Raw genomic sequence first — 21,623 nt, 5'->3', positions numbered from 1 at the left:
GGACTTTTGTCCCAGCTTCTTTTCTAGGAAGTGAAATGAAGGAGAAAACATGAATAAAAAAACCAGACAGGCCCTCATAGGTCTTCTGATTTTCCTACTTTTATCGGCAGGAAGTTACTACATAAAAGAAATGCAGGCTTCGAATGCCACACCACGAACACAGGTACAGCAGAAGTCAGGGTCGCTTGATACTCCAAGTCAAGAATTGGCTGAGAGTGTATTGACAGACTCGGTTAAAAAACAAATAAAGGGGACTCTTGAGTGGAATGGAGCAGGTGCCTTTATTGTCAATGGGAATAAGACTAATCTGGATGCAAAAGTTTCAAGTAAACCTTATGCTGATAACAAGACAAAAACTGTAGGTGGGGAGACGGTTCCAACTGTGGCTAATGCCCTTATGTCAAAAGCAACAAGACAGTACAAAGACCGTGAAGAAACCGGTAATGGTTCAACTTCTTGGACCCCAGCAGGGTGGCATCAGGTCAAAAACTTAAAAGGAACCTACAATCACGCTGTAGATAGAGGACATTTGTTAGGCTATGCCTTGATTGGTGGTTTAGATGGTTTTGACGCTTCTACTAGCAATCCCAAAAATATCGCTGTACAAACAGCCTGGGCTAACCAAGCACGCGCAGAAGATTCCACGGGACAAAACTACTATGAAAGTTTAGTTCGAAAAGCCTTGGATCAAAATAAGCGCGTGCGTTACCGTGTCACATTGCTCTACGCTACAGAAGAAGATTTGGTTCCTTCTGCATCTCAGATTGAAGCCAAATCATCTGATGGTGAATTGGAGTTTAACGTCGTAGTTCCTAACGTTCAAAAGGGAATTCAGTTAGATTACCGAACAGGAAAAGTAACTGTTACAAAGAACTAATAGATAGTCGGTCCCTTATTGTTTCGGTAGGGGATTTACTATAGAAATCACAATTTAATGTGTAGAAGTTGAAAAATATGGTATAATAGTCACAATTATACTTTTTAGGAGAAGGAAAATGGAAGACCCGAGCAGTCAGGATTTGTTACTGCAATTTGTATTATTAGTTGTTTTGACCTTTTTAAATGCCTTTTTCTCTGCAACAGAGATGGCCCTGGTTTCACTTAGTCGTTCACGTGTTGAGCAAAAAGCTGAAGAGGGAGATAGAGGCTATATCCGTTTACTAAAGGTACTTGAAAACCCCAATCATTTTTTATCAACCATTCAAGTTGGTATTACTTTAATTACAATCTTGTCAGGGGCTAGGTTAGCAGATTCTCTTGGAGAATTGATTGCGTCTTGGATAGGAAATAGCGAGACTGCGCATGCAGTGGCTTCTTTCTTATCACTTGCTTTTTTGACCTATATTTCTATCGTTTTTGGTGAACTTTATCCTAAACGCATTGCTCTAAATTTAAAAGATGCCTTGGCCATCCGAACAGTACCATTTATTATCGCTCTCGGTAAGATTGTGAGTCCCTTTGTTTGGATGCTCTCCGCATCAACCAATCTTTTGAGTCGTTTGACACCGATGACATTTGACGATGCAGACGAAAAAATGACTCGTGATGAGATTGAGTACATGCTGACTAAGAGCGAAGAAACCTTGGATGCTGATGAAATCGAGATGTTACAGGGGATTTTCTCACTAGATGAGCTTATGGCGCGTGAAGTCATGGTTCCTCGAACAGATGCCTTCATGGTGGATATCCAAGATGACACTCAAACGATTATCGAAAGTATCTTAAAACAAAACTTTTCTCGCATTCCTGTCTATGATAATGACAAGGATAACGTGATTGGCTTGATTCATACCAAGAGTCTGCTAAAAGCAGGGTTTACTGATGGTTTTGACAATATCGTGTTGAGAAAGATATTACAGGAACCCCTCTTTGTACCTGAAACTATTTTTGTGGATGATCTGTTAAAAGAATTGAGAAATTCACAAAGACAGATGGCTATTCTTCTTGATGAATACGGAGGAATGGCTGGTTTGGTAACACTTGAGGATCTCCTTGAAGAGATTGTTGGTGAGATTGATGATGAAACTGACCGTGCTGAAGTATATGTTCATACTATCGGCGAGGACACTCATATTGTCCAAGGGACAATGAATTTGAACGATTTCAATGATTATTTTGATGTCGAGCTTGAAAGTGATGATGTAGATACCATTGCGGGTTATTATTTGACTGGTGTGGGAACTATTCCAACCTCAGAGAAGCTTAGTTACGAGGTGGAAAGTGGCAACAAGCATATCACACTGACAAATGACAAAGTGAAAAACGGACGTGTAACCAAGCTTAAGGTTCAAATCCAAGAACTTGAATCAGAAGAAGAAGCTGAATAAAACAAAAGCTTTATCAGAGAAAACTGATAAAGCTTTTTTAAGCATTAAAACAAAAAGACTCCATCAGGAGTCTTTCTTTATTATAGAGGCGGTAGACGGATTTGAACCGACGATCAAGCTTTTGCAGAGCCGTGCCTTACCACTTGGCTATACCGCCTTAACTTTTATTATTATACCTTGAAAATTGTTTCTCGTCAATAGTTTTCTTTTCTGAAAACATAAGATTCAAATGTTTAAAAAAACATGCGACAAAATATTCTGAAAATTCGTTTACTTTTTAAAAAAACTGTGGTATAATCTTCAATATCCACAATTTAAAACGAGGAGTTTATAAACATGAAAAAAAATCGGATTTTTGCGGTAGCGGGTGTTGCGCTACTTGCTGCAGGCGTTCTTGCAGCTTGCGGTTCTTCAAAAACTTCTAATACTGAAGCGCCAAAAGCTTATGGTTATGTATACACTGCTGATCCAGAAACATTGGACTATCTAGTCTCTGGTAAACAAAGTACAAAAGTTGCCACTTCAAACGGTATCGATGGACTCTTTACGAATGATAAGTATGGTAACCTTACTCCTGCAGTCGCTGAAGATTGGTCAGTATCTCAAGATGGTTTGACATACACGTATAAAATTCGTAAAGGTGTAAAATGGTTCACATCTGATGGTGAAGAATATGCAGAAGTAACTGCAAATGACTTTGTTACAGGTTTGAAACACGCAGCCGACAATAAATCAGCCGCTCTTTACCTAGTACAAAATTCTGTTAAAGGATTGGCTGACTACTTGTCAGGAAACAACACAGACTTCTCTGCAGTAGGTGTTAAAGCAGTTGATGATTACACTCTTCAATATACATTGAACCAACCAGAACCATACTGGAACTCTAAACTGTCTTACGGAATTTTTTGGCCTTTGAACGCAGAGTTTGAAAAATCAAAAGGAAAAGACTTTGGTAAGGCAACAGACCCAACATCATTGCTTTACAATGGTCCTTTCTTGCTTAAAGGATTGACAGCGAAGTCTTCTATCGAGTTTGCGAAGAATGAACAGTATTGGGATAAAGACAATGTTCACATCGATACTGTAACGCTTGCTTATTATGATGGTTCGGACCAAGAATCAATCGAGCGTAACTTTACAAGTGGTGCATACAGCTATGCCCGTCTCTACCCTACTAGCTCAAACTATTCTAAGGTAGCAGAAACATATAAAGATAATATCTACTATACTCCACAAGGAGCCGGTATTGCTGGTTTGGGTGTCAATATTGACCGCCAAAGCTATAAATATACATCAAAAACAACTGACGAAGAAAAAACATCTACTAAGAAAGCCCTTCTTAACAAAGACTTCCGTCAAGCTTTGAACTTTGCATTTGATCGCACTGCATATTCGGCTCAGGTTAATGGTAAAGATGGAGCAGCACTTGCTGTTCGTAACCTTTTTGTAAAACCAGACTTCGTTTCAGCAGGTGATAAAACATTTGGCGACTTAGTTACTGAGAAGGTCGTTTCTTATGGTGATGAATGGAAAGATGTAAACCTTGCGGATGGTCAAGATGGACTTTTCAATGCGGACAAGGCGAAAGCAGAATTAGCTAAAGCTAAAAAAGACCTCGAAGCAGAAGGTGTAAAATTCCCGATCCACTTGGATATTCCAGTAGACCAAACATCTAAAAACTATATCGCTCGTATCCAATCATTTAAACAATCTGTTGAGAACGCTTTGGGTACAGATAATGTAGTCATCGATATCCAACAAATCACTACAGATGAATTACAAAACGTCACATATTACGCAGCTAGTGCAGCAGCAGAAGATTGGGACCTTTCAGGTGCCGTTGGATGGAACCCAGACTATGATGATCCATCGACTTACCTTGATATCTTGAAATCAACTAATAGTGAAACAACTAAGTCCTACATGGGCTATGATAATCCATCAAACCCAGCGGTCACTCAAGTTGGCTTGAAAGACTATGACAAATTAGTTGATGATGCAGCTAGTGAAACAAGTGACCTTAACAAACGTTATGAGAAATATGCAGCAGCTCAAGCTTGGTTGACAGATAGCTCACTCTTCCTTCCAGCTATGTCATCTACAGGAGCAGCACCTGTTATTTCTCGTGTAGTACCATTCTCAGCATCTTACACTCAATCTGGTGATAAAGGTTCAGATGTATACTTCAAATATCTTCAATTGCAAGCGAACACTGTAACTGCTAAAGAGTACAAAGAAGCTCGTGAAAAATGGCTCAAAGAAAAAGCTGAATCAAACGAAAAAGCTCAAAAAGAATTAGTGAGCCACGTGAAATAAATAATGCTCATCAGAACTTTCTCTCCAAAAGGAGAAGGTTCTTTTGGGATTTTAAAGGAAAAAATATGAAAAAATATGTTTTTATGCGTATCTTGCGGTCGTTAGTTTCTATCTTTTTAGTAACGACCTTGATTTACACAATCATCTATACGATGGTTCCACGGAAGTTGATCTTCAAACAAGATACTAACTACAATAAAATTGCAACAACAGCTGATAAACGTGATAACTATGAAAATACCGTTTTTGAGCGTATGGGTTATATCGAATATTACGATACGAAAGAGTTGCAGGAAAAAGCTAGTAGCATTGACCCTTCTGTAACCGTTGATGCAAACGATACAAATAAAGCTATCTACGAAAAATACATCCAACAAATTGGAAACGGTTGGACTTTGGGTGAGTTTACAGAGAGCGGTCAATTCTATGCTACTCGTGAAATCCCTATTTTCGAGCGTGTGTTCAAATTCTATGCAAACTTGCTTGATATTGACCATACAAACAAGATTCAAGACCCAGAAAATCCTAACTTAGAGCGTTATTTGCGTTTTGAAAACGATCCAGCTATCGGATGGTCTTTAGTAGGTTCAGGGACTAAACATAAATACCTCTTGTACTTCAACAGTCAGTTCCCATTTGTTCATCAGAACTTTGTGAACTTGAACCTAGGAGATTCTTACCCAACTTATGCCAATACTCCTGTACTTCAAGTTATCACACAAGGACAAGGACAAACCAAGACTTCTGAAGTTCAATTCCCAACAGGTAAGAAAACTTCATCAGTCAATATCTACACAAGAACTTATAAATCACCAAGTCAGGCGGATGCACGTGAGGTAGCTAACTACGGTAAGGATGATCCATACACAGCTACTGAAAGTAACTATCAGTATCCATCAATGATTGCAAGTTCTGCTATCACAGGTTTGATTGGTCTTGCTATTTCATACGCGATTGCAATTCCACTTGGTTCTGCAATGGCTCGTTACAAAAATACATGGATTGATAGTTTCTCTACAGGAGCTTTGACCTTCTTACTTGCTCTTCCAACGATTGCCCTTGTATACATCATTCGTTTGATTGGTTCTTCAATTGGATTCCCAGATTCATTCCCTATCTTGGGTGCTGGAGACTGGCGTTCATATGTTTTACCTGCAGTTATCCTTGGTTTGCTTGGAGCACCTGGTCTAGCTATCTGGATTCGTCGTTACATGATTGACTTGCAATCACAAGACTTCGTTCGTTTTGCTCGAGCTAAAGGTCTTTCTGAAAAAGAAATTTCTAATAAACACATCTTTAAAAATGCCATGGTGCCACTCGTTTCTGGTATTCCAGGTTCTATTATTGGTGTTATCGGTGGAGCAACTCTTACTGAAACAGTCTTCGCCTTCCCAGGTATGGGTAAAATGTTGATTGACTCTGTAAAAGCGTCAAATAACAACATGGTTGTTGGTCTGGTCTTCATCTTTACAAGTGTCTCAATTTTCTCTTACTTAATCGGAGATATTTGGATGACTATGATTGACCCTCGTATTAAGTTGACAGAGAAAGGAGGCAAATAATGTCTACAATTAGTAATGATAAATTTCAATTTGTAAAAAGAGATGATTTTGCCTCTGAAGCAATTGACGCTCCTGCCTACTCATACTGGGGATCTGTTTTTAGACAGTTTTTGAAGAAAAAATCAACAATCATCATGCTTGGTATTTTGATTTCCATCGTATTGATGAGTTTCATCTACCCAATGTTTTCAGATTTTGACTTTAACGACGTAAGTAAAGTAAATGATTTTAGTGCTCGTTACATTAAGCCAAATGGTGAACATTGGTTTGGTACAGATAGTAATGGGAAATCTCTCTTTGATGGTGTCTGGTTTGGAGCCCGTAACTCTATCTTGATTTCAGTAATTGCAACCTTTATCAACGTTGTTATCGGTGTTATTGTCGGAGGTATCTGGGGTATTTCAAAATCAGTTGACCGTATCATGATGGAAGTTTATAACGTTATCAATAACATCCCATCGCTTTTAATCGTTATTGTTTTGACTTACTCTATCGGTGCAGGTTTCTGGAACTTGATCTTTGCCATGAGTGTAACCACTTGGATTGGTATTGCTTATATGATTCGTATCCAAATCATGCGTTACCGTGATTTGGAGTACAACCTTGCTTCACGTACACTCGGAACACCAACTTACAAAATCGTCATTAAAAACATCATGCCTCAATTGGTATCTGTTATTGTTACGACTATGTCACAAATGCTTCCTGCATTTATCTCATATGAAGCCTTCCTATCATTCTTTGGACTTGGCTTACCAATCACAGTACCAAGTTTGGGACGTTTGATTTCAGATTATTCTCAGAACGTAACAACAAATGCTTACCTCTTCTGGATTCCATTGACAACTTTGGTCTTGGTATCCTTGTCACTTTTCGTAGTTGGTCAAAACCTAGCGGATGCTAGTGATCCACGTACACATAGATAGGAGTAGACATGACAAAAGAAAAAAATGTAATTTTGACTGCTCAAGATATTGTCGTGGAATTTGATGTTCGTGACAAAATTTTGACAGCTATTCGAGGCGTCTCCATCGATTTGATTGAGGGGGAAGTTCTCGCTTTAGTTGGTGAGTCAGGTTCAGGTAAATCAGTTTTAACAAAAACCTTCACAGGAATGTTAGAAGAAAATGGACGTATTGCGAAAGGTAGTATTATTTATCGTGATCAAGATTTGACTGAACTTTCTTCTAATAGAGATTGGGAACAAATCCGAGGCGCCAAGATTGCAACGATCTTCCAAGATCCGATGACCAGTCTTGACCCAATCAAGACAATCGGAAGTCAAATCACTGAAGTTATTGTAAAACACCAAGGTAAATCAGCTCAAGAAGCAAAAGAATTGGCAATCGACTATATGAATAAGGTCGGTATCCCTGATGCTGAGAGACGTTTTGATGAATACCCATTCCAGTATTCTGGTGGGATGCGTCAACGTATCGTTATTGCAATTGCTCTTGCCTGTCGTCCAGATGTTCTTATCTGTGATGAACCAACAACAGCCCTTGATGTGACTATTCAAGCTCAGATTATTGACTTGTTAAAGACACTTCAACAGGAATACCACTTTACAACAATCTTTATCACACACGACCTTGGTGTGGTAGCAAGTATTGCTGACAAAGTTGCGGTTATGTATGCTGGTGAAATTGTTGAGTATGGTACGGTTGAAGAAATTTTCTACGATCCACGTCATCCATATACATGGAGCCTCTTGTCAAGCTTGCCACAGTTGGCTGACGATAAAGGAGAATTGTATTCAATCCCGGGTACACCTCCATCACTTTATACTGAATTGAAGGGAGATGCATTTGCTCTTCGTTCAGACTATGCGATGAAGATTGATTTCGAAGAAAAAGCACCTCAGTTTGCTGTATCAGATACTCATTGGGCGAAAACATGGTTGCTTCATGAACAGGCTCCAAAAGTTGCAAAACCAGCAGTGATTGCAGACTTACACGATAAGATTCGTGAAAAGATGGGCTTTGCTCATCTTGAGGACTAGGAGGAAGGAAATGTCTGAAAAATTAGTAGAAGTTAAAGACTTAGAGATTTCCTTCGGTGAAGGAAGCAAAAAGTTTGTAGCAGTAAAAAATGCAAACTTCTTTATCAACAAAGGAGAAACTTTCTCGCTCGTTGGAGAATCTGGTAGTGGTAAGACAACAATCGGTCGTGCTATTATCGGTCTTAACGATACCAGCAAGGGAGATATCATCTTTGATGGTAAAAAAATTAATGGTAAAAAATCACGTGAACAAGCAGAGGAATTGATCCGTCGCATTCAAATGATTTTCCAAGACCCAGCCGCAAGTTTGAATGAACGTGCGACAGTAGACTATATCATCTCTGAAGGTCTTTACAACCACCATTTATTTAAAGATGAAGAAGAAAGAAAAGAAAAAGTTCAAAATATCATTCGTGAAGTAGGGCTTTTGGCTGAACATTTGACACGTTACCCACACGAGTTTTCAGGTGGACAACGTCAACGTATTGGGATTGCACGTGCCTTGGTCATGCAACCTGACTTCGTTATTGCAGATGAGCCAATTTCAGCCTTGGACGTTTCTGTACGTGCCCAAGTTTTGAACTTGCTCAAGAAATTCCAAAAAGAATTAGGCTTAACCTATCTCTTTATCGCCCACGATTTGTCAGTAGTTCGTTTCATCTCTGATCGTATTGCGGTAATTTATAAGGGTGTCATTGTTGAAGTGGCTGAAACTGAAGAATTGTTTAACAATCCAGTTCATCCATACACACAAGCACTTTTATCAGCTGTGCCGATTCCAGATCCAATCTTGGAACGTAAGAAAGTTTTGAAAGTCTATGATCCTAATCAACATGACTACGAAACTGATAAACCTTCTATGGTTGAAATTCGTCCAGGTCATTACGTTTGGGCTAACCAAGCAGAATTGGAACGCTATAAAAAAGAAATGAAATAATCACTAAAGTTTTATAATCTAGCTAGAAGTTTTCTAGTAAGATTATGAAACTTTTTTATTTTACAGATAAAAGCTTGATTATCTATAAGAATTTGATATACTGAATACAATAAAAATAGAATAGTAATAGTCGGAGTAATCAAGGGAGAATCACATGGACAACCAACCAAATTTTTTTACAGGAATGGCTAGAATTATTGGGACATGCCTCTGGGTAAAAGGAATGGAAGTACTGACTGAGAAGAAGGAATCTGAGCCAAAAGCCTTAGAGATTGCTAAATTTCTTACGGCTTATAAAATGCTATCTGCTCTGCCTTGGATTGCGGGACTTCCTAGAAAGGAAGATAAAAAATGAAATTTATTTGGGATATTTTATTTTATACCCTAGTCAAGCCACTGATTATGATTGTAGAATTCATTTGGTATCACATTTGTTTATTTTTTTATGAACTCCTTTTGAATTTGTTATATTCGATTTTTAACTGGATTTATAACTGGCTTTTTAGTTTATTTTAAAAGACTCTGAAAGAAATCAAAAGGATGAGTAATTTACTCATCCTTTTTCTATTTATCTAAACCTTTATAGATTTATTGGGATCACTCTTTTTTACCTTTAAGCAAGAAGGCTGCAGTTAAAGCTAAGCTGAGACTTGCCATGAAGAGGAGAGGGCTAGACTCTTCTCCTGTGGCAGGAAGCTGTTTGTCATTTGTAGAATTTTCACCATTGAGCTGGTTTTTATTTGCTAATGGACTAGCTTCTTCGATTTGACTTGAGCTTGGTTGTTGGACTTCTGTTTCAGTCTTGTAGACGATAGCATAAGTAGTCAAATCAATGGTGAGAAACTCAAGCATGCCATCATGAATTGTGAAATCTTGTGCTTTCAAGTCTTTTTCTGAACTGAAGCGATAGAATTCTTGGACTGGGCCAGAAATTGGTAATCGAACGAGGACAGCACCTTTTGCTTGGATAGGCTGACCATTTTCATTCTTGAGTTGAATCGCGAAGGCATCATATTTCTTGCCCAAGAGTTCTTGCTTGTCTACTTTCTGGATTTCAAGATAGCTTGCTTCAGCTAACTCATTTTCTCCGCTGATGACTTTTACTCCTGTAACCTGGTCTTTTAAGGCTTTGAGTTTAAACTCAGGAAGCGAAATGCTTGGAGCCGCCTGATCGCTCGCGGTTCCGATAGGTCCAGTGTACTCAGGGACATCCACAATAGGAGCTGCTTGGTCGCTCGCAGTACCGATAGGTCCAGTGTACTCAGGGACATCCACAATAGGAGCCGCTTGGTCGCTCGCAGTCCCGATAGGTCCAGTGTATTCAGGGATATTCACGATAGGGGCTTCCTGTTCCCCTGCAGTCCCGATAGGCTCAGTGTATTCAGGAATATCCACGATAGGAGCTTCCTGTTCCCCTGCAGTCCCGATAGGCTCAGTGTATTCAGGAATATCCACGATAGGAGCTTCCTGTTCCCCTGCAGTCCCGATAGGCTCAGTGTATTCAGGGACATCCACGATAGGAGCTTCCTGTTCCCCTGCAGTTCCAATTGGGTCAGTATATTCAGGGATGGTCACTACTGGAGCGGGCTCGTCACCCTTACTTGTAACGACTTTTTCTTCCGCAGGTGTATTTTCACCCTTTGGAAAGACAGTTACAATCGTACTGCTTCTTGTTTCTCCTAGGATAGCATAAGCTTCTATTGCATTGCCAGCTTTGCCGTCCGTAGTTTCAGGGATGTCGATTTGCACCTTCTTATCCTTGATGGTTAGGACAGTTTGCTCACCAGAATTGACAAGATGATCGTCATTGACTTTTCTAAGTAAGAGAGGGTCTTTGACACCAGGGAATGTCACAGCTACAGCATCCCAATTACCAGTTGGTAAAGTAAGGGTAACTGTTTTATCTTCTGCCTTAATTGGTTCGAGGATTGGTGTATCTAGTGATACTGATGGAGCTTTTAGAATATCAAATGAATCAAGAGAGATTTTCTTTCGACCTTCAGGAGAATCTGGGTCCACTTTCAAGGTTAGGACATGGTCACCATCTGCTAAATTAGTGAATTCTCCAATCAATGCTCCTTTTTCGGTAGCTCCGGCAGTGTAAAAGTCAAGGCTTGGCATTTCTTTTCCATCGAGTGTCACAAGTGCCTTGCCAAGGGCAGATGTTTTCAGTCCATAGATACGGATACCTGTACCGGAGAATGGAATTCTTGCAGTTGCTTCAGAAGCGAGACTCTCATCTGCATTAATATCTGCATATTTCTCTGTAGAAGCATAGAGTTCCGCATCAGTCCAGTCTTTAAATGCTGAGCCGTACTGGATACGAGAATCACGATCATCTATTTTCTCTATTGTTTCTCCTTGTCCTGGGAAGACCTTGAAGTAATCTAAGGAAATTTTTGAGCGTTCACTTCCACGTCCCTTATGTTCACGCTTAACAGTGATAGTCATGAGGTGAGGGCCTGAAGATAGATTTGTATAACGACCGATTAGGACGCCCTTTTCAGTAGCACCAGCTGTATAGAAATCAAGCTCTCCAACAGATTTGCCATCGATTGTAACCTCAGCAAGTCCTAATTGAGAAGATTTGAGTCCGTAGATTTCAATACCAGGTCCATTGAAAGGAATGGTTGCTGTTGCATCTTTATCGGAATAATTCCCATTTGAGATATCGGCGTATTTTTCTGTTCCGCCAAAGAGTTCTGAGTCAGACCAGTCTCCAAAGGCAGCGCCATACTGAATGCGAGAGTCACGATCGTCCATGAGCTCACTAAAGGCGGAAATTGAAGCAACATCAGAAACAGGTGTTGAACGGTCTCCTAGCATAGCCTTAACGGTATAAGTATAGGCATGGCTTGAATCAATAGAACGGTCGATAAAGCGAGTTTGGTTGGTTGTAAACTCACGGACAGTAGAAGTTTGACTGTTTTCATCCCTACTTTCCCGATGGATGACATAATGAGTCGCCCCTTCAACAGCATTGAAATTAAGTTCTGCAGTCGTTGTATCTTTTCGTTGGGCAGTCAGACGAGTAATACGACCAGGGAAGTTTTCAAAGGTAATGACATCGCCCTTTTGTGTCGTGAGTTGAATACGGTTGTCTTTGATGCGGGTAGCTTGTACTTCCTTACCGTTTACCTTGACAATGCTAGCTTCGATATTTGGATAGTCTACGACTAAGTCTCCACCCACATTAGAAAGGAAGGATAGCATTTCAAGATTCTTTTCTTTCCATTTCATGCTGACTTCAAAGTTACCACGAGCGACTAAACCTGAAACTTGCCCATCTTTCCATGCATCTGGAAGGGCTGGTAATGGGGCAATGTAGCCTGTGTGGGATTGGAGAAGCATTTCTGCCATCCCACTGGTTGCACCAAAGTTTCCATCGATTTGGAAAGGCGCGTGCGTATCCCAGAGGTTTTCTAGAGTTGAGGATCTGAGTTGTTCTGCCAGCAAACGATGGGCACGATTTCCATCTAGGAGACGAGCCCAGAGGTTGATTTTATTAGCCTTAGACCAACCGGTACCACCATCTCCACGATGGTTTAGGGTTGCGCGTGCTGCTTCCAGATATTCAGGCTGATCTTTGCCAAATAAGGTTCCTGGGAAGAGCCCAACCAGATGAGAAACGTGGCGGTGATGGTTTTCAATTCCTTCATTAGTGAATTGAGGACTGTCTTCTTCATACCATTCCTTGATTCGGCCATCTTGGTTGATATGAAGTGGTTTGAGCTTATCAAATTTAGCCTTCACTTCTGTCACCAAATCTTGGTCGACATTGAGATGATTGGCTGCCTCCATATAGTCGTGGAATAACTGCCAAACTAGAGATTGGTCAAAGGTATTCCCAATCGTGATAGTTCCATGCTCTGGTGAGTAGGATGGAGAAGAAACCCAACGGTCACTAGATTTGTCGTAGTGCAAGAAGGAATTCCAGAACTTGGCTGTTTCCTTGAGCATTGGATAAATCTTTTCTTTGAGATAAGTTTCATCCTTGGTGAATTTGTAGTAGTCATAGACGTTCTGCATCATCCAAGCATTGGCAGCAGGAGACCAACCCCAGTAATAATTCCAACCTGGAGTTGTCCAGCCAAATGGTGTTGCCTGAGTATGAACCAACCAACCGTTTTCTTGGCCTTCTTTGGATTCGATACCTGCATATTCTTTAGCAGCGATACGACCATAGTAGCGCATGTCATCAATATAATTGACCATTGGCCTAGCAGTTTCTGCAAGATTGTTCATGTAGGCAGGCCAGTAGTTCATCTGAAGGTTGACATTGAGGTGGTAATCTGAGTTCCAAGGTGGATTGTCTACAGCATTCCAGACTCCTTGCAAGTTGGCAGGAAGGGCATCTGTCCGGTCACGAGAAGAACTAATGAGTAGATAACGTCCGTATTGGAAGAAGAGTTCTTCTAGTTTTTGCCCTTTTTCTGGGTTGTAGGTATGCAGAGCTTCTTTTGTAGTTTGGCTAGACTTGTTGCCACCAAGATTTAGTTGAACACGATTGAAGAGACTTTGATAGTCTTTGACATGATCTTCCTTGAGTTTTTCGTAGCCCTTGGCCTTTGCAGTCTCTACGATATTTTTGACCGTTTTTTCTAGATCAATGTCTTTACGATAATTGGTTTTTGGATTTTGAGCAAAATTAGTCTTGGCACTGAGTAAAAGGGTCGCATAGCTGGCTCCGGTGACAGTCAAATAGCCATCTTGTGCAGTGACCTGTCCGTCAGTCTTGATTCCAAGATAGGAAGCAAATTTCAGACCATTGTCTTTGACAGTTCCTTTGAGCAAAATACCATTAGAATCAGTCGTAACTGCTCCTTGTTTATAATTCGAATATTCCCAGGAGTAGTCGCCATTCGCAATCAAATCTTCAGTTAAGCTATTCCAGAGTGTAAAATCAAGGGTTTTATCCCCTTTTTTACTCAAGTGGGTCACAGTAACATCGTCAGGATAGCTAGAGAAGGTTTCACGCTTAAAGTTTGTACCGTCTTGGGTATAAGAAGTGGTCGAGATGGCCTCAGAAATATCTAAGCCACGATGATAGTCGGTAACATTCTCCAAGCCTTTCTTTTGGTTGTTAAAGACCATAAAGATATCACCAAAAGATAAGTAACGGCCATACTGAGAATTGTTTGGTCCGACTAGGTTGCGCTCCGCTAATTGTTTTGCTTTTTGGCGGTTTCCTTCTTCTAATGCCTTACGAATTTCTGCTAAGACCTTATAGCGGTCTTGATAGTTCCCTCCATTGTAGTCGGTGCTATCCGGTTGCGGTCCACCAGACCAGAGAGTTTTTTCATTGTATTGGATTCTTTCTTCACCGATGAGCCCAAAAACTTTTGCCCCCATTTCTCCATTTCCGACTGGCAGGGCTTGTTTTTCCCAGCCGTCATAAGAAGGAGCAGTTGGTTGGTCGTAATGAAGTTGATAGTTTTCTTGCTTAGTCATAGGAAGTTCTGGTTTTTCACTCTCCTTGTTTTCAGAAGGTTCAACTACAGCGTTAGTCCCTGATTGATGATGTATTTGAGGTGTTTCCTTTTCAGGTTTTACCTCTTTGTCAGCTAATTCAGTAGAAGTTTGATTTTCTGTGCTTGGTTGATTTTCCTTATCCTCTTGAGTAGTTTCCTCTACTTTTGTATTCACTTGAACCGTAGTCTCACTGACACTTGCTTGATTTTCTTTCACTTCGATGCCATCGGCAGCTACATTCTGTGTTGCTAGAAAAACAGCTCCCAGTAGAACAGAAGCAGTTCCAACGGTCAATTTTCGGATGCTATACTTACAGGATTTTTCCAAATAGCTCTTCTCCATAAAAACTCCTTTCTCAAATCTGTAAGCGCATACATTTTCTTGTAAAAAAATAAGCCTTGCAGAAAGATGTTTCCTTTGTTTTGTATAATCTTAATATAGCAAATAAATCAATCCAATGCAAGGTTTTTTAGGAAAAACTGAATTATTTTACCAAATTTTAGTTCTTTTTTAATTTTATTGAATTAAAAAAGATCAGAGCTGAAAAAGAATCTGAGTAATGCCCTACCCTTTTGAAAGCGTAAATCAAACTAGTCAGACGTGGGACTTTATGGTATAATATAGAAGATTCAAAAAGAAACAGGAGAAATATTATGGACCTTATTTTAGCAATTGTATTGATTGTTTTAGCTTTTCTAGGTGGAGCACTTGGAGGAATGTACTTGGTACGTAAGCAAATCGAAAAAGAATTTGCGGATAACCCACGTTTGAATGCCGAAGCAGTTCGTACTCTTTTGAGTGCAAATGGTCAAAAACCAAGCGAAGCTAAGGTACAACAAGTTTACCACCAAATCATTCGCCAACAAAAAGCAGCCCTTGCTAACAATAAAAAGAAATAAATAGGAAAAGTCTGGGATGAAAATTCCAGACTTCTCACTATGTTCAACTGATATTTAGAGCGAAGACTTTTTCCTTGCATTCTATTGATATTTGATTATGATTAAGAGGGAGACAGTTGGGACTTCACAGACTGTCAAAAATTTCGGTAAGAAATATAATGATAATGAACTATCAATTAGAAAAATAAGACTAGAAAGAAGACTGTATGGATAATCGACCAATTGGTTTTTTGGATTCGGGTGTTGGAGGCTTAACCGTTGTACGTGAGCTCATGCGCCAGCTTCCTCACGAAGAAATCGTCTATATTGGAGATTCAGCACGGGCACCCTATGGTCCTCGTCCTGCTGAGCAAATTCGTGAATATACTTGGCAACTGGTCAACTTTCTTTTGACCAAGGATGTCAAGATGATTGTCATTGCCTGTAATACTGCGACTGCGGTCGTCTGGGAAGAAATCAAGTCCAAGTTGGATATTCCTGTACTGGGTGTCATCTTGCCTGGGGCTTCAGCGGCTATCAAATCTAGCCAAGGTGGGAAAATTGGTGTGATTGGAACACCGATGACGGTACAATCAGACATCTATCGTCAAAAAATCCATGATCTAGATCCGGATTTGCAAGTGGAAAGTTTGGCCTGTCCCAAATTTGCTCCTTTGGTTGAGTCAGGTGCACTTTCAACCAGTGTGACCAAGAAAGTAGTCTATGAAACTCTACGTCCCTTGGTCGGAAAAGTGGACAGCCTGATTTTGGGCTGTACTCATTATCCGCTTCTCAGACCCATTATTCAAAATGTCATGGGGCCTAAGGTTCAACTGATTGATAGTGGAGCGGAGTGTGTGCGGGACATCTCTGTCTTGCTCAATTATTTTGAAATCAATCGTAGCCGTGATGCAGGCCCGCTGCAACACCGATTTTATACAACAGCGAATAGTCAGAGTTTTGCCCAGATTGGTGCAGAATGGCTAGAAAAAGAGATTCATGTGGAGCATGTAACATTATGACAAACAAAATTTATGAATACAAGGATGCCCAGGACTGGTATGTAGGCTCCTATAGTGTTTTTGGTGGCATTAGGACCTTGACTGATGATGAGTTAGATTTTCCTCTTACTGAAATGGCTAAAATCTTTCGAGATGAGGAGCGAGGCTTTCCACTTTCAGTCACTGTTTTACGCTATGGTTCTCTTTATCGCTTACTCTCATTTGTGGTAGATATACTCAACCAGGAGGCAGGACGCGATTTAGAAGTCATTCAGCGTCAGGGAGCTCTGCTTTTGGTTGAAAATGGGAAACTCTTGCATGTAGAATTGCCCAAAGAAGGAGTGGATGTAGAAGCCTTCTTTCAGACAAGCAAGGTCAGAGAAACCTTACTCATAGCAACTCGTAACGAAGGTAAGACCAAGGAGTTTCGTGCCATCTTTGATAAGCTAGGCTATGATGTGGAAAATCTCAATAATTATCCAGACCTACCTGAAGTTGCTGAAACGGGTATGACCTTCGAAGAAAATGCCCGCCTCAAAGCAGAAACTATTTCCCAATTAACAGGTAAGATGGTTTTAGCTGATGACTCTGGACTCAAAGTCGATGTGCTTGGTGGTCTACCAGGCGTTTGGTCGGCTCGATTCGCAGGAGTAGGGGCCACTGACCAAGAAAACAATGCCAAACTCTTGCACGAATTAGCCATGGTCTTTGATCTCAAGGACCGCTCAGCTCAATTTCACACAACCTTGGTCGTTGCTAGCCCAGGTAAGGAAAGCTTGGTCGTCGAAGCTGACTGGCCAGGTTACATTAACTTTGAACCTAAGGGTGAAAATGGTTTTGGCTATGATCCGCTCTTCTTAGTAGGAGAAACTGGTAAATCATCAGCCGAATTAACCCTTGAAGAAAAAAATAGTCAATCCCACCGTGCCTTAGCCGTTAAGAAACTTTTGGAGGTATTTCCATCATGGCAAAGCAAACCATCATTGTAATGAGTGACTCCCACGGAGATAGCTTGATTGTAGAAGAAATACGTGACCGCTATCTTGGAAAAGTCGATGCTATTTTTCACGATGGTGACTCGGAACTTCGCCCAGATTCACCACTCTGGGAAGGGATTCAGGTAGTCAGAGGAAACATGGATTTTTATTCAGACTATCCAGAACGCTTAGTGACTCAACTGGGTCCTACCAAGATTATCCAGACTCATGGACACTTATTTGATATTAACTTCAATTTCCAAAAGCTTGATTTCTGGGCTCAAGAGGAAGACGCAGATATCTGTCTTTATGGGCACTTGCATGTTCCAAGTGCTTGGATGGAAGGGAAGACTCTCTTTCTAAATCCTGGTTCAATCAGTCAACCACGTGGAACTATCAGAGAATGTCTCTACGCTCGTGTGGAGATTGATGATAGCTACTTTAAAGTGGACTTTTTGACCCGTGACCATGAGGTTTATCCAGGCTTGTCCAAGGAGTTTGCTCGATGATTGCCAAAGAATTTGAACAGTTTTTACTGGAGCAAGAGGAAACCTTTTTAACTCCTGCTGAAAATTTGGCTGTGCTCATTGATACTCACAATGCAGATCATGCAACTCTCCTCCTTAGCCAGATGACCTATACCAGAGTACCAGTCGTGACGGATGAGAAAAAATTCGTCGGAACTATTGGTCTTAGAGATATTCTTGCTTACCAGATGGAGCAGGGATTGAGTCAGGAAGCCATGGCAGATACGGATATCGTACACATGACCAAGAAGGATGTTGCAGTGGTAGCTCCAGATTATACATTGACAGATGTTTTACATAAGTTAGTGGATGAATCTTTCCTACCAGTTGTTGATAAGGATGGAATTTTCCAAGGGATTATTACACGGAAATCAATCCTTAAGGCTGTCAATGCCCTTCTGCATGATTTTAGTAAGGAATATGAGATTCGAAGCAAATGAGAGAATGGATTTCAGTATTTTTAGAAGAAAAGCAAAATCTATCTAGTAATTCTAAGCAGTCTTATAAGTATGATTTGGAGCAGTTTTTGGATTTTGTTGGAAAACAAATTTCAGAGACAAGTTTAAAAATCTACCAAGCTCAATTATCAAATTTTAAAATGAGTGCCCAAAAGCGCAAAGTTTCTGCCTGCAACCAATTCCTGTACTTTTTATACCAGAAAGGAAAGGTTGCTAGCTTTTATCGTTTGGAATTGCCAAAGCAGGCTGAGAAAAAACAAGTCAAGTCAGAACTTTTAGATTTGAGTTCTTTTTGGCAAGAAAGCACCTATCCAGAAGGACGTTTGATAGCCTTATTGATAGTGGAATTAGGCCTCTTGCCGAGTGAGATTCTAGCCTTAAAAACAAGTGATGTGAATCTAGACTTTCAAGTATTGAGAATTAATAAAGCCTCTCAGCAAAGAGTCTTGAGTCTTCCTACAAACTTGCTTGCAGAGTTAGAACCCTTGATGGGGCAGACCTATCTCTTTGAAAAAACTGGGAAACCATACTCCCGTCAGTGGGCCTTTCGTCAGTTAGAAGCCTTTCTAAAGGAAAAAGGTTTTTCAGATTTATCGGCTCAAGGCTTGAGAGAACAGTTTATACTGAGACAAATTGAAGAAAAGGTTGACTTGTACGAAATCGCTAAAAAGTTAGGATTAAAGACAGTCATGACCTTAGAAAAATATAGATAATGGATATTAAATTAAAAGATTTTGAAGGGCCTTTGGACTTGCTCCTACACTTGGTTTCAAAGTATCAGATGGATATCTATGATGTGCCGATCACAGAGGTTATCGAGCAATATCTAGCCTATATCTCGACATTACAAGCTATGCGTTTAGAAGTTGCAGGCGAATACATGGTGATGGCTAGCCAACTGATGCTGATTAAAAGTCGTAAGCTCTTGCCAAAGGTTGCGGAAGTGACGGATTTGGAGGATGACCTAGAGCAGGATCTCCTTTCTCAGATTGAGGAATACCGTAAATTTAAACTTTTGGGAGAGCAGTTGGAAGTGAAGCACCAGGAACGAGCTCAATATTACTCAAAAGCACCGACAGAGTTGATCTATGAGGATGCAGAACTTGTGCATGATAAGACGACGATTGATCTTTTCTTAGCCTTTTCAACCTTACTGACCAAGAAAAAGGAAGAATTCTCAAAAAATCATACAACTATTTTACGAGATGAGTATAAGATTGAGGATATGATGCTGATCGTCCGAGAAGCTTTGGTTGAAGGTCAACAATTGTGCTTGCAGGATTTGTTTAAAGAAACCAAGGATTTACAAGAGGTCATTACCCTCTTTTTAGCAACCTTGGAGTTGATTAAAACCCAAGAAATTCTCTTGATTCAAAAAGAGAGTTTTGGAGATATCTATCTCATAAAAAAGAATGAGGAAAATCAAGTAGAGCAGAGTCAGGCTTGATAGAGAGGAAGTATGAGTACTTTAGCAAAAATAGAAGCACTCCTGTTTGTGTCTGGTGAAGATGGGATTAGGGCTCGTCAATTGGCAGAACTCTTATCGCTACCACCAACAGGGGTTCAGCAGAGTCTTGAAAAATTAGCCAAAAAGTATGAAAAAGACCAGGATTCTAGTCTGGCCCTGATTGAGACGGGTGGTGCCTACAGATTGGTGACCAAGCCTCAATTTGCGGATGTTTTGAAAGAATATTCGAAGGCGCCAATCAATCAGAGTCTATCTCGGGCTGCGCTTGAAACCTTGTCCATCATTGCCTACAAGCAGCCAATCACACGTATCGAAATCGACGCTATTCGTGGGGTTAATTCGAGCGGGGCCTTGGCTAAGTTACAGGCCTTTGACTTGATACGAGAAGATGGAAAGAAAGAAGTTCTTGGTCGCCCTAATCTCTATGTAACTACGGATTATTTTCTAGATTACATGGGTATTAACCATTTGGAAGAATTGCCTGAGATTGAAGAGCTTGAGATTCAAGCTCAAGAAAGTCAATTATTTGGTGAAAGGATAGAAGAAGATGAGAATCAATAAGTATATTGCCCACGCAGGAGTGGCCAGTAGGAGAAAAGCAGAGGAGTTGATCAAGCAAGGCTTGGTGACTGTTAACGGTCAGGTGGTGCGTGAACTAGCGACTACTATCAAGTCTGGTGACAAGGTCGAAGTTGACGGTCAACCAATCTATAATGAAGAAAAGGTCTACTATCTGCTTAACAAACCACGTGGAGTGATTTCGAGTGTAACGGATGACAAGAACCGCAAGACTGTTGTCGACCTTTTGCCTCATGTGAAAGAACGTATTTACCCTGTAGGACGTTTGGACTGGGATACCTCAGGTGTTCTGATTTTGACCAATGATGGGGATTTTACAGACGAGATGATTCACCCTCGTAACGAGATTGACAAGGTCTATGTTGCGCGTGTAAAAGGGATTGCCAACAAAGAAAACCTTCGCCCCTTGACTCGAGGAGTTGAGATTGATGGCAAGAAAACCAAGCCAGCTGTCTATGAAATTCTCAAAGTGGACCCAGTTAAAAACCGCTCAGTTGTTCAATTGACCATCCATGAAGGACGTAACCACCAAGTTAAAAAAATGTTTGAAGCTGTAGGTCTTCAAGTTGACAAGTTGTCACGGACCCGTTTTGGACACCTAGACTTGACAGGTCTCCGTCCAGGTGAATCCCGTCGTCTCAATAAAAAGGAAATTAGCCAACTACATACTATGGCTGTAACCAAGAAATAATGAAAAGAATGTTAATTGCGCCTGTGCGATTTTACCAACGCTTTATATCCCCGGCTTTTCCGCCTTCTTGTAGATTTGAACCAAGCTGTTCAAACTACATGATTCAGGCTATTGAAAAGCATGGATTTAAGGGGGTTCTCATGGGATTGGCACGGATTTTACGATGTCATCCTTGGTCTGAAATAGGTAAGGATCCTGTTCCGGACCACTTTTCTTTAAAGAGAAATTCAAAGTAAAAAGAGGCTAGGACAAAAGTCCTAGCCTCTCAATTGTCTTTGGATTGTCGAGCAAGACGCAGTGGTTGAGTGGGTTCTACTAGGCTGATTTCATCAGCTTTTACAGCCTTATACTCTTCGAAAATCAAATTCAAACCACGTCAGCGTCGCCTTACCGTACTCAAGTACAGCTTGCGGCTAGCTTCCTAGTTT

Annotated in this window: 19 protein-coding genes and 1 tRNA gene; 18 read left to right on the top strand and 2 right to left on the bottom strand. The window is 40.5% G+C overall.

Annotation, left to right across the window (positions count from 1 at the left end):
- Positions 1 to 49 precede the first annotated feature (49 nt).
- Together QM382_RS05550 and QM382_RS05545 are read left to right on the top strand one after the other, a co-directional pair.
- Positions 50 to 877: a DNA/RNA non-specific endonuclease gene (locus QM382_RS05550; RefSeq protein WP_070677015.1), complete on the top strand. Its 828-nt coding sequence runs from the start codon at positions 50 to 52 to the stop codon at positions 875 to 877.
- A gap of 118 nt (positions 878 to 995) precedes the next feature.
- A complete protein-coding gene (locus QM382_RS05545) occupies positions 996 to 2,327 on the top strand; it encodes a hemolysin family protein (RefSeq protein WP_414272713.1) in 1,332 nt (443 codons plus the stop codon).
- Positions 2,328 to 2,413: 86 nt separating this feature from the next.
- On the opposite strand, the gene QM382_RS05540 is transcribed toward QM382_RS05545, so the two are convergent.
- Positions 2,414 to 2,484: transfer RNA gene (locus QM382_RS05540), tRNA-Cys, on the bottom strand.
- 179 nt (positions 2,485 to 2,663) lie between these two features.
- Here QM382_RS05540 and QM382_RS05535 point away from each other — a divergent pair.
- From QM382_RS05535 to QM382_RS05510, 6 genes are all read left to right on the top strand, one after another.
- Positions 2,664 to 4,643, top strand: a complete 1,980-nt coding sequence (locus QM382_RS05535; protein ID WP_195183713.1) for a peptide ABC transporter substrate-binding protein — start codon at positions 2,664 to 2,666, stop codon at positions 4,641 to 4,643.
- Between the two features lie 65 nt (positions 4,644 to 4,708).
- Entirely contained in the window at positions 4,709 to 6,205 is a 1,497-nt protein-coding gene (locus tag QM382_RS05530; protein ID WP_414272712.1) for an ABC transporter permease, read from the top strand.
- Positions 6,205 to 7,131, top strand: a complete 927-nt coding sequence (gene oppC / locus QM382_RS05525) for an oligopeptide ABC transporter permease OppC (protein WP_195183711.1) — start codon at positions 6,205 to 6,207, stop codon at positions 7,129 to 7,131. The genes QM382_RS05530 and oppC overlap by 1 nt, the downstream gene beginning before the upstream one ends.
- Before the next feature lie 8 nt (positions 7,132 to 7,139).
- The gene (locus QM382_RS05520) at positions 7,140 to 8,207 is read left to right on the top strand and encodes an ABC transporter ATP-binding protein (RefSeq protein WP_414272711.1); all 1,068 of its coding nucleotides are present in this window, start codon (positions 7,140 to 7,142) and stop codon (positions 8,205 to 8,207) included.
- A gap of 10 nt (positions 8,208 to 8,217) precedes the next feature.
- Entirely contained in the window at positions 8,218 to 9,144 is a 927-nt protein-coding gene (locus QM382_RS05515) for an ATP-binding cassette domain-containing protein (RefSeq protein WP_414254286.1), read from the top strand.
- A 154-nt stretch (positions 9,145 to 9,298) separates the two neighbouring features.
- Positions 9,299 to 9,499: a mechanosensitive ion channel protein MscL gene (locus QM382_RS05510; RefSeq protein WP_414272710.1), complete on the top strand. Its 201-nt coding sequence runs from the start codon at positions 9,299 to 9,301 to the stop codon at positions 9,497 to 9,499.
- A 242-nt stretch (positions 9,500 to 9,741) separates the two neighbouring features.
- Here QM382_RS05510 and QM382_RS05505 read toward each other — a convergent pair whose 3' ends face one another.
- Positions 9,742 to 14,958 carry an SIALI-17 repeat-containing surface protein gene (locus QM382_RS05505; RefSeq protein ID WP_414272709.1) on the bottom strand — a complete coding sequence of 1,739 codons (5,217 nt, stop codon included), beginning with the start codon at positions 14,956 to 14,958 and terminating at the stop codon, positions 9,742 to 9,744.
- 311 nt (positions 14,959 to 15,269) lie between these two features.
- Here QM382_RS05505 and QM382_RS05500 point away from each other — a divergent pair, with 311 nt between their 5' ends.
- The 10 genes from QM382_RS05500 to yidD all read left to right on the top strand — a co-directional run bounded on the left by QM382_RS05500 (position 15,270) and on the right by yidD (position 21,431).
- Positions 15,270 to 15,515 carry a YneF family protein gene (locus QM382_RS05500; protein WP_004251708.1) on the top strand — a complete coding sequence of 82 codons (246 nt, stop codon included), beginning with the start codon at positions 15,270 to 15,272 and terminating at the stop codon, positions 15,513 to 15,515.
- Between the two features lie 206 nt (positions 15,516 to 15,721).
- Positions 15,722 to 16,516: a glutamate racemase gene (gene racE / locus QM382_RS05495; protein ID WP_263394058.1), complete on the top strand. Its 795-nt coding sequence runs from the start codon at positions 15,722 to 15,724 to the stop codon at positions 16,514 to 16,516.
- On the top strand, positions 16,513 to 17,484 hold the full coding sequence (locus tag QM382_RS05490) for a nucleoside-triphosphate diphosphatase (protein ID WP_414272708.1): 972 nt from the start codon (positions 16,513 to 16,515) through the stop codon (positions 17,482 to 17,484). Before racE ends, QM382_RS05490 begins: the two co-directional genes overlap by 4 nt.
- On the top strand, positions 17,460 to 17,981 hold the full coding sequence (locus QM382_RS05485; protein ID WP_045614638.1) for a metallophosphoesterase: 522 nt from the start codon (positions 17,460 to 17,462) through the stop codon (positions 17,979 to 17,981). The genes QM382_RS05490 and QM382_RS05485 overlap by 25 nt, the downstream gene beginning before the upstream one ends.
- A complete protein-coding gene (cbpB, locus tag QM382_RS05480) occupies positions 17,978 to 18,439 on the top strand; it encodes a cyclic-di-AMP-binding protein CbpB (protein ID WP_414272707.1) in 462 nt (153 codons plus the stop codon). Before QM382_RS05485 ends, cbpB begins: the two co-directional genes overlap by 4 nt.
- A complete protein-coding gene (xerD, locus tag QM382_RS05475) occupies positions 18,436 to 19,170 on the top strand; it encodes a site-specific tyrosine recombinase XerD (protein WP_414272706.1) in 735 nt (244 codons plus the stop codon). Before cbpB ends, xerD begins: the two co-directional genes overlap by 4 nt.
- A complete protein-coding gene (locus tag QM382_RS05470) occupies positions 19,170 to 19,904 on the top strand; it encodes a segregation/condensation protein A (RefSeq protein ID WP_414272705.1) in 735 nt (244 codons plus the stop codon). The genes xerD and QM382_RS05470 overlap by 1 nt, the downstream gene beginning before the upstream one ends.
- A 12-nt stretch (positions 19,905 to 19,916) precedes the next feature.
- Positions 19,917 to 20,486 (top strand): SMC-Scp complex subunit ScpB, encoded by a 570-nt coding sequence (scpB, locus tag QM382_RS05465; protein WP_414272704.1) that lies wholly within the window; start codon positions 19,917 to 19,919, stop codon positions 20,484 to 20,486.
- Positions 20,473 to 21,195 carry a pseudouridine synthase gene (locus QM382_RS05460; protein WP_414272703.1) on the top strand — a complete coding sequence of 241 codons (723 nt, stop codon included), beginning with the start codon at positions 20,473 to 20,475 and terminating at the stop codon, positions 21,193 to 21,195. Before scpB ends, QM382_RS05460 begins: the two co-directional genes overlap by 14 nt.
- Positions 21,195 to 21,431 carry a membrane protein insertion efficiency factor YidD gene (gene yidD, locus QM382_RS05455; protein ID WP_083312325.1) on the top strand — a complete coding sequence of 79 codons (237 nt, stop codon included), beginning with the start codon at positions 21,195 to 21,197 and terminating at the stop codon, positions 21,429 to 21,431. Before QM382_RS05460 ends, yidD begins: the two co-directional genes overlap by 1 nt.
- Positions 21,432 to 21,623 lie beyond the last annotated feature (192 nt).

Origin of the sequence: Streptococcus infantis (assembly GCF_047465185.1) — a bacterium.
GTDB classification, from domain to species: Bacteria; Bacillota; Bacilli; order Lactobacillales; family Streptococcaceae; genus Streptococcus; species Streptococcus infantis_O.
The sequence above is the reverse complement of the archived record's forward strand: the minus strand, read 5'-3'. Positions and strand labels throughout refer to the sequence as shown.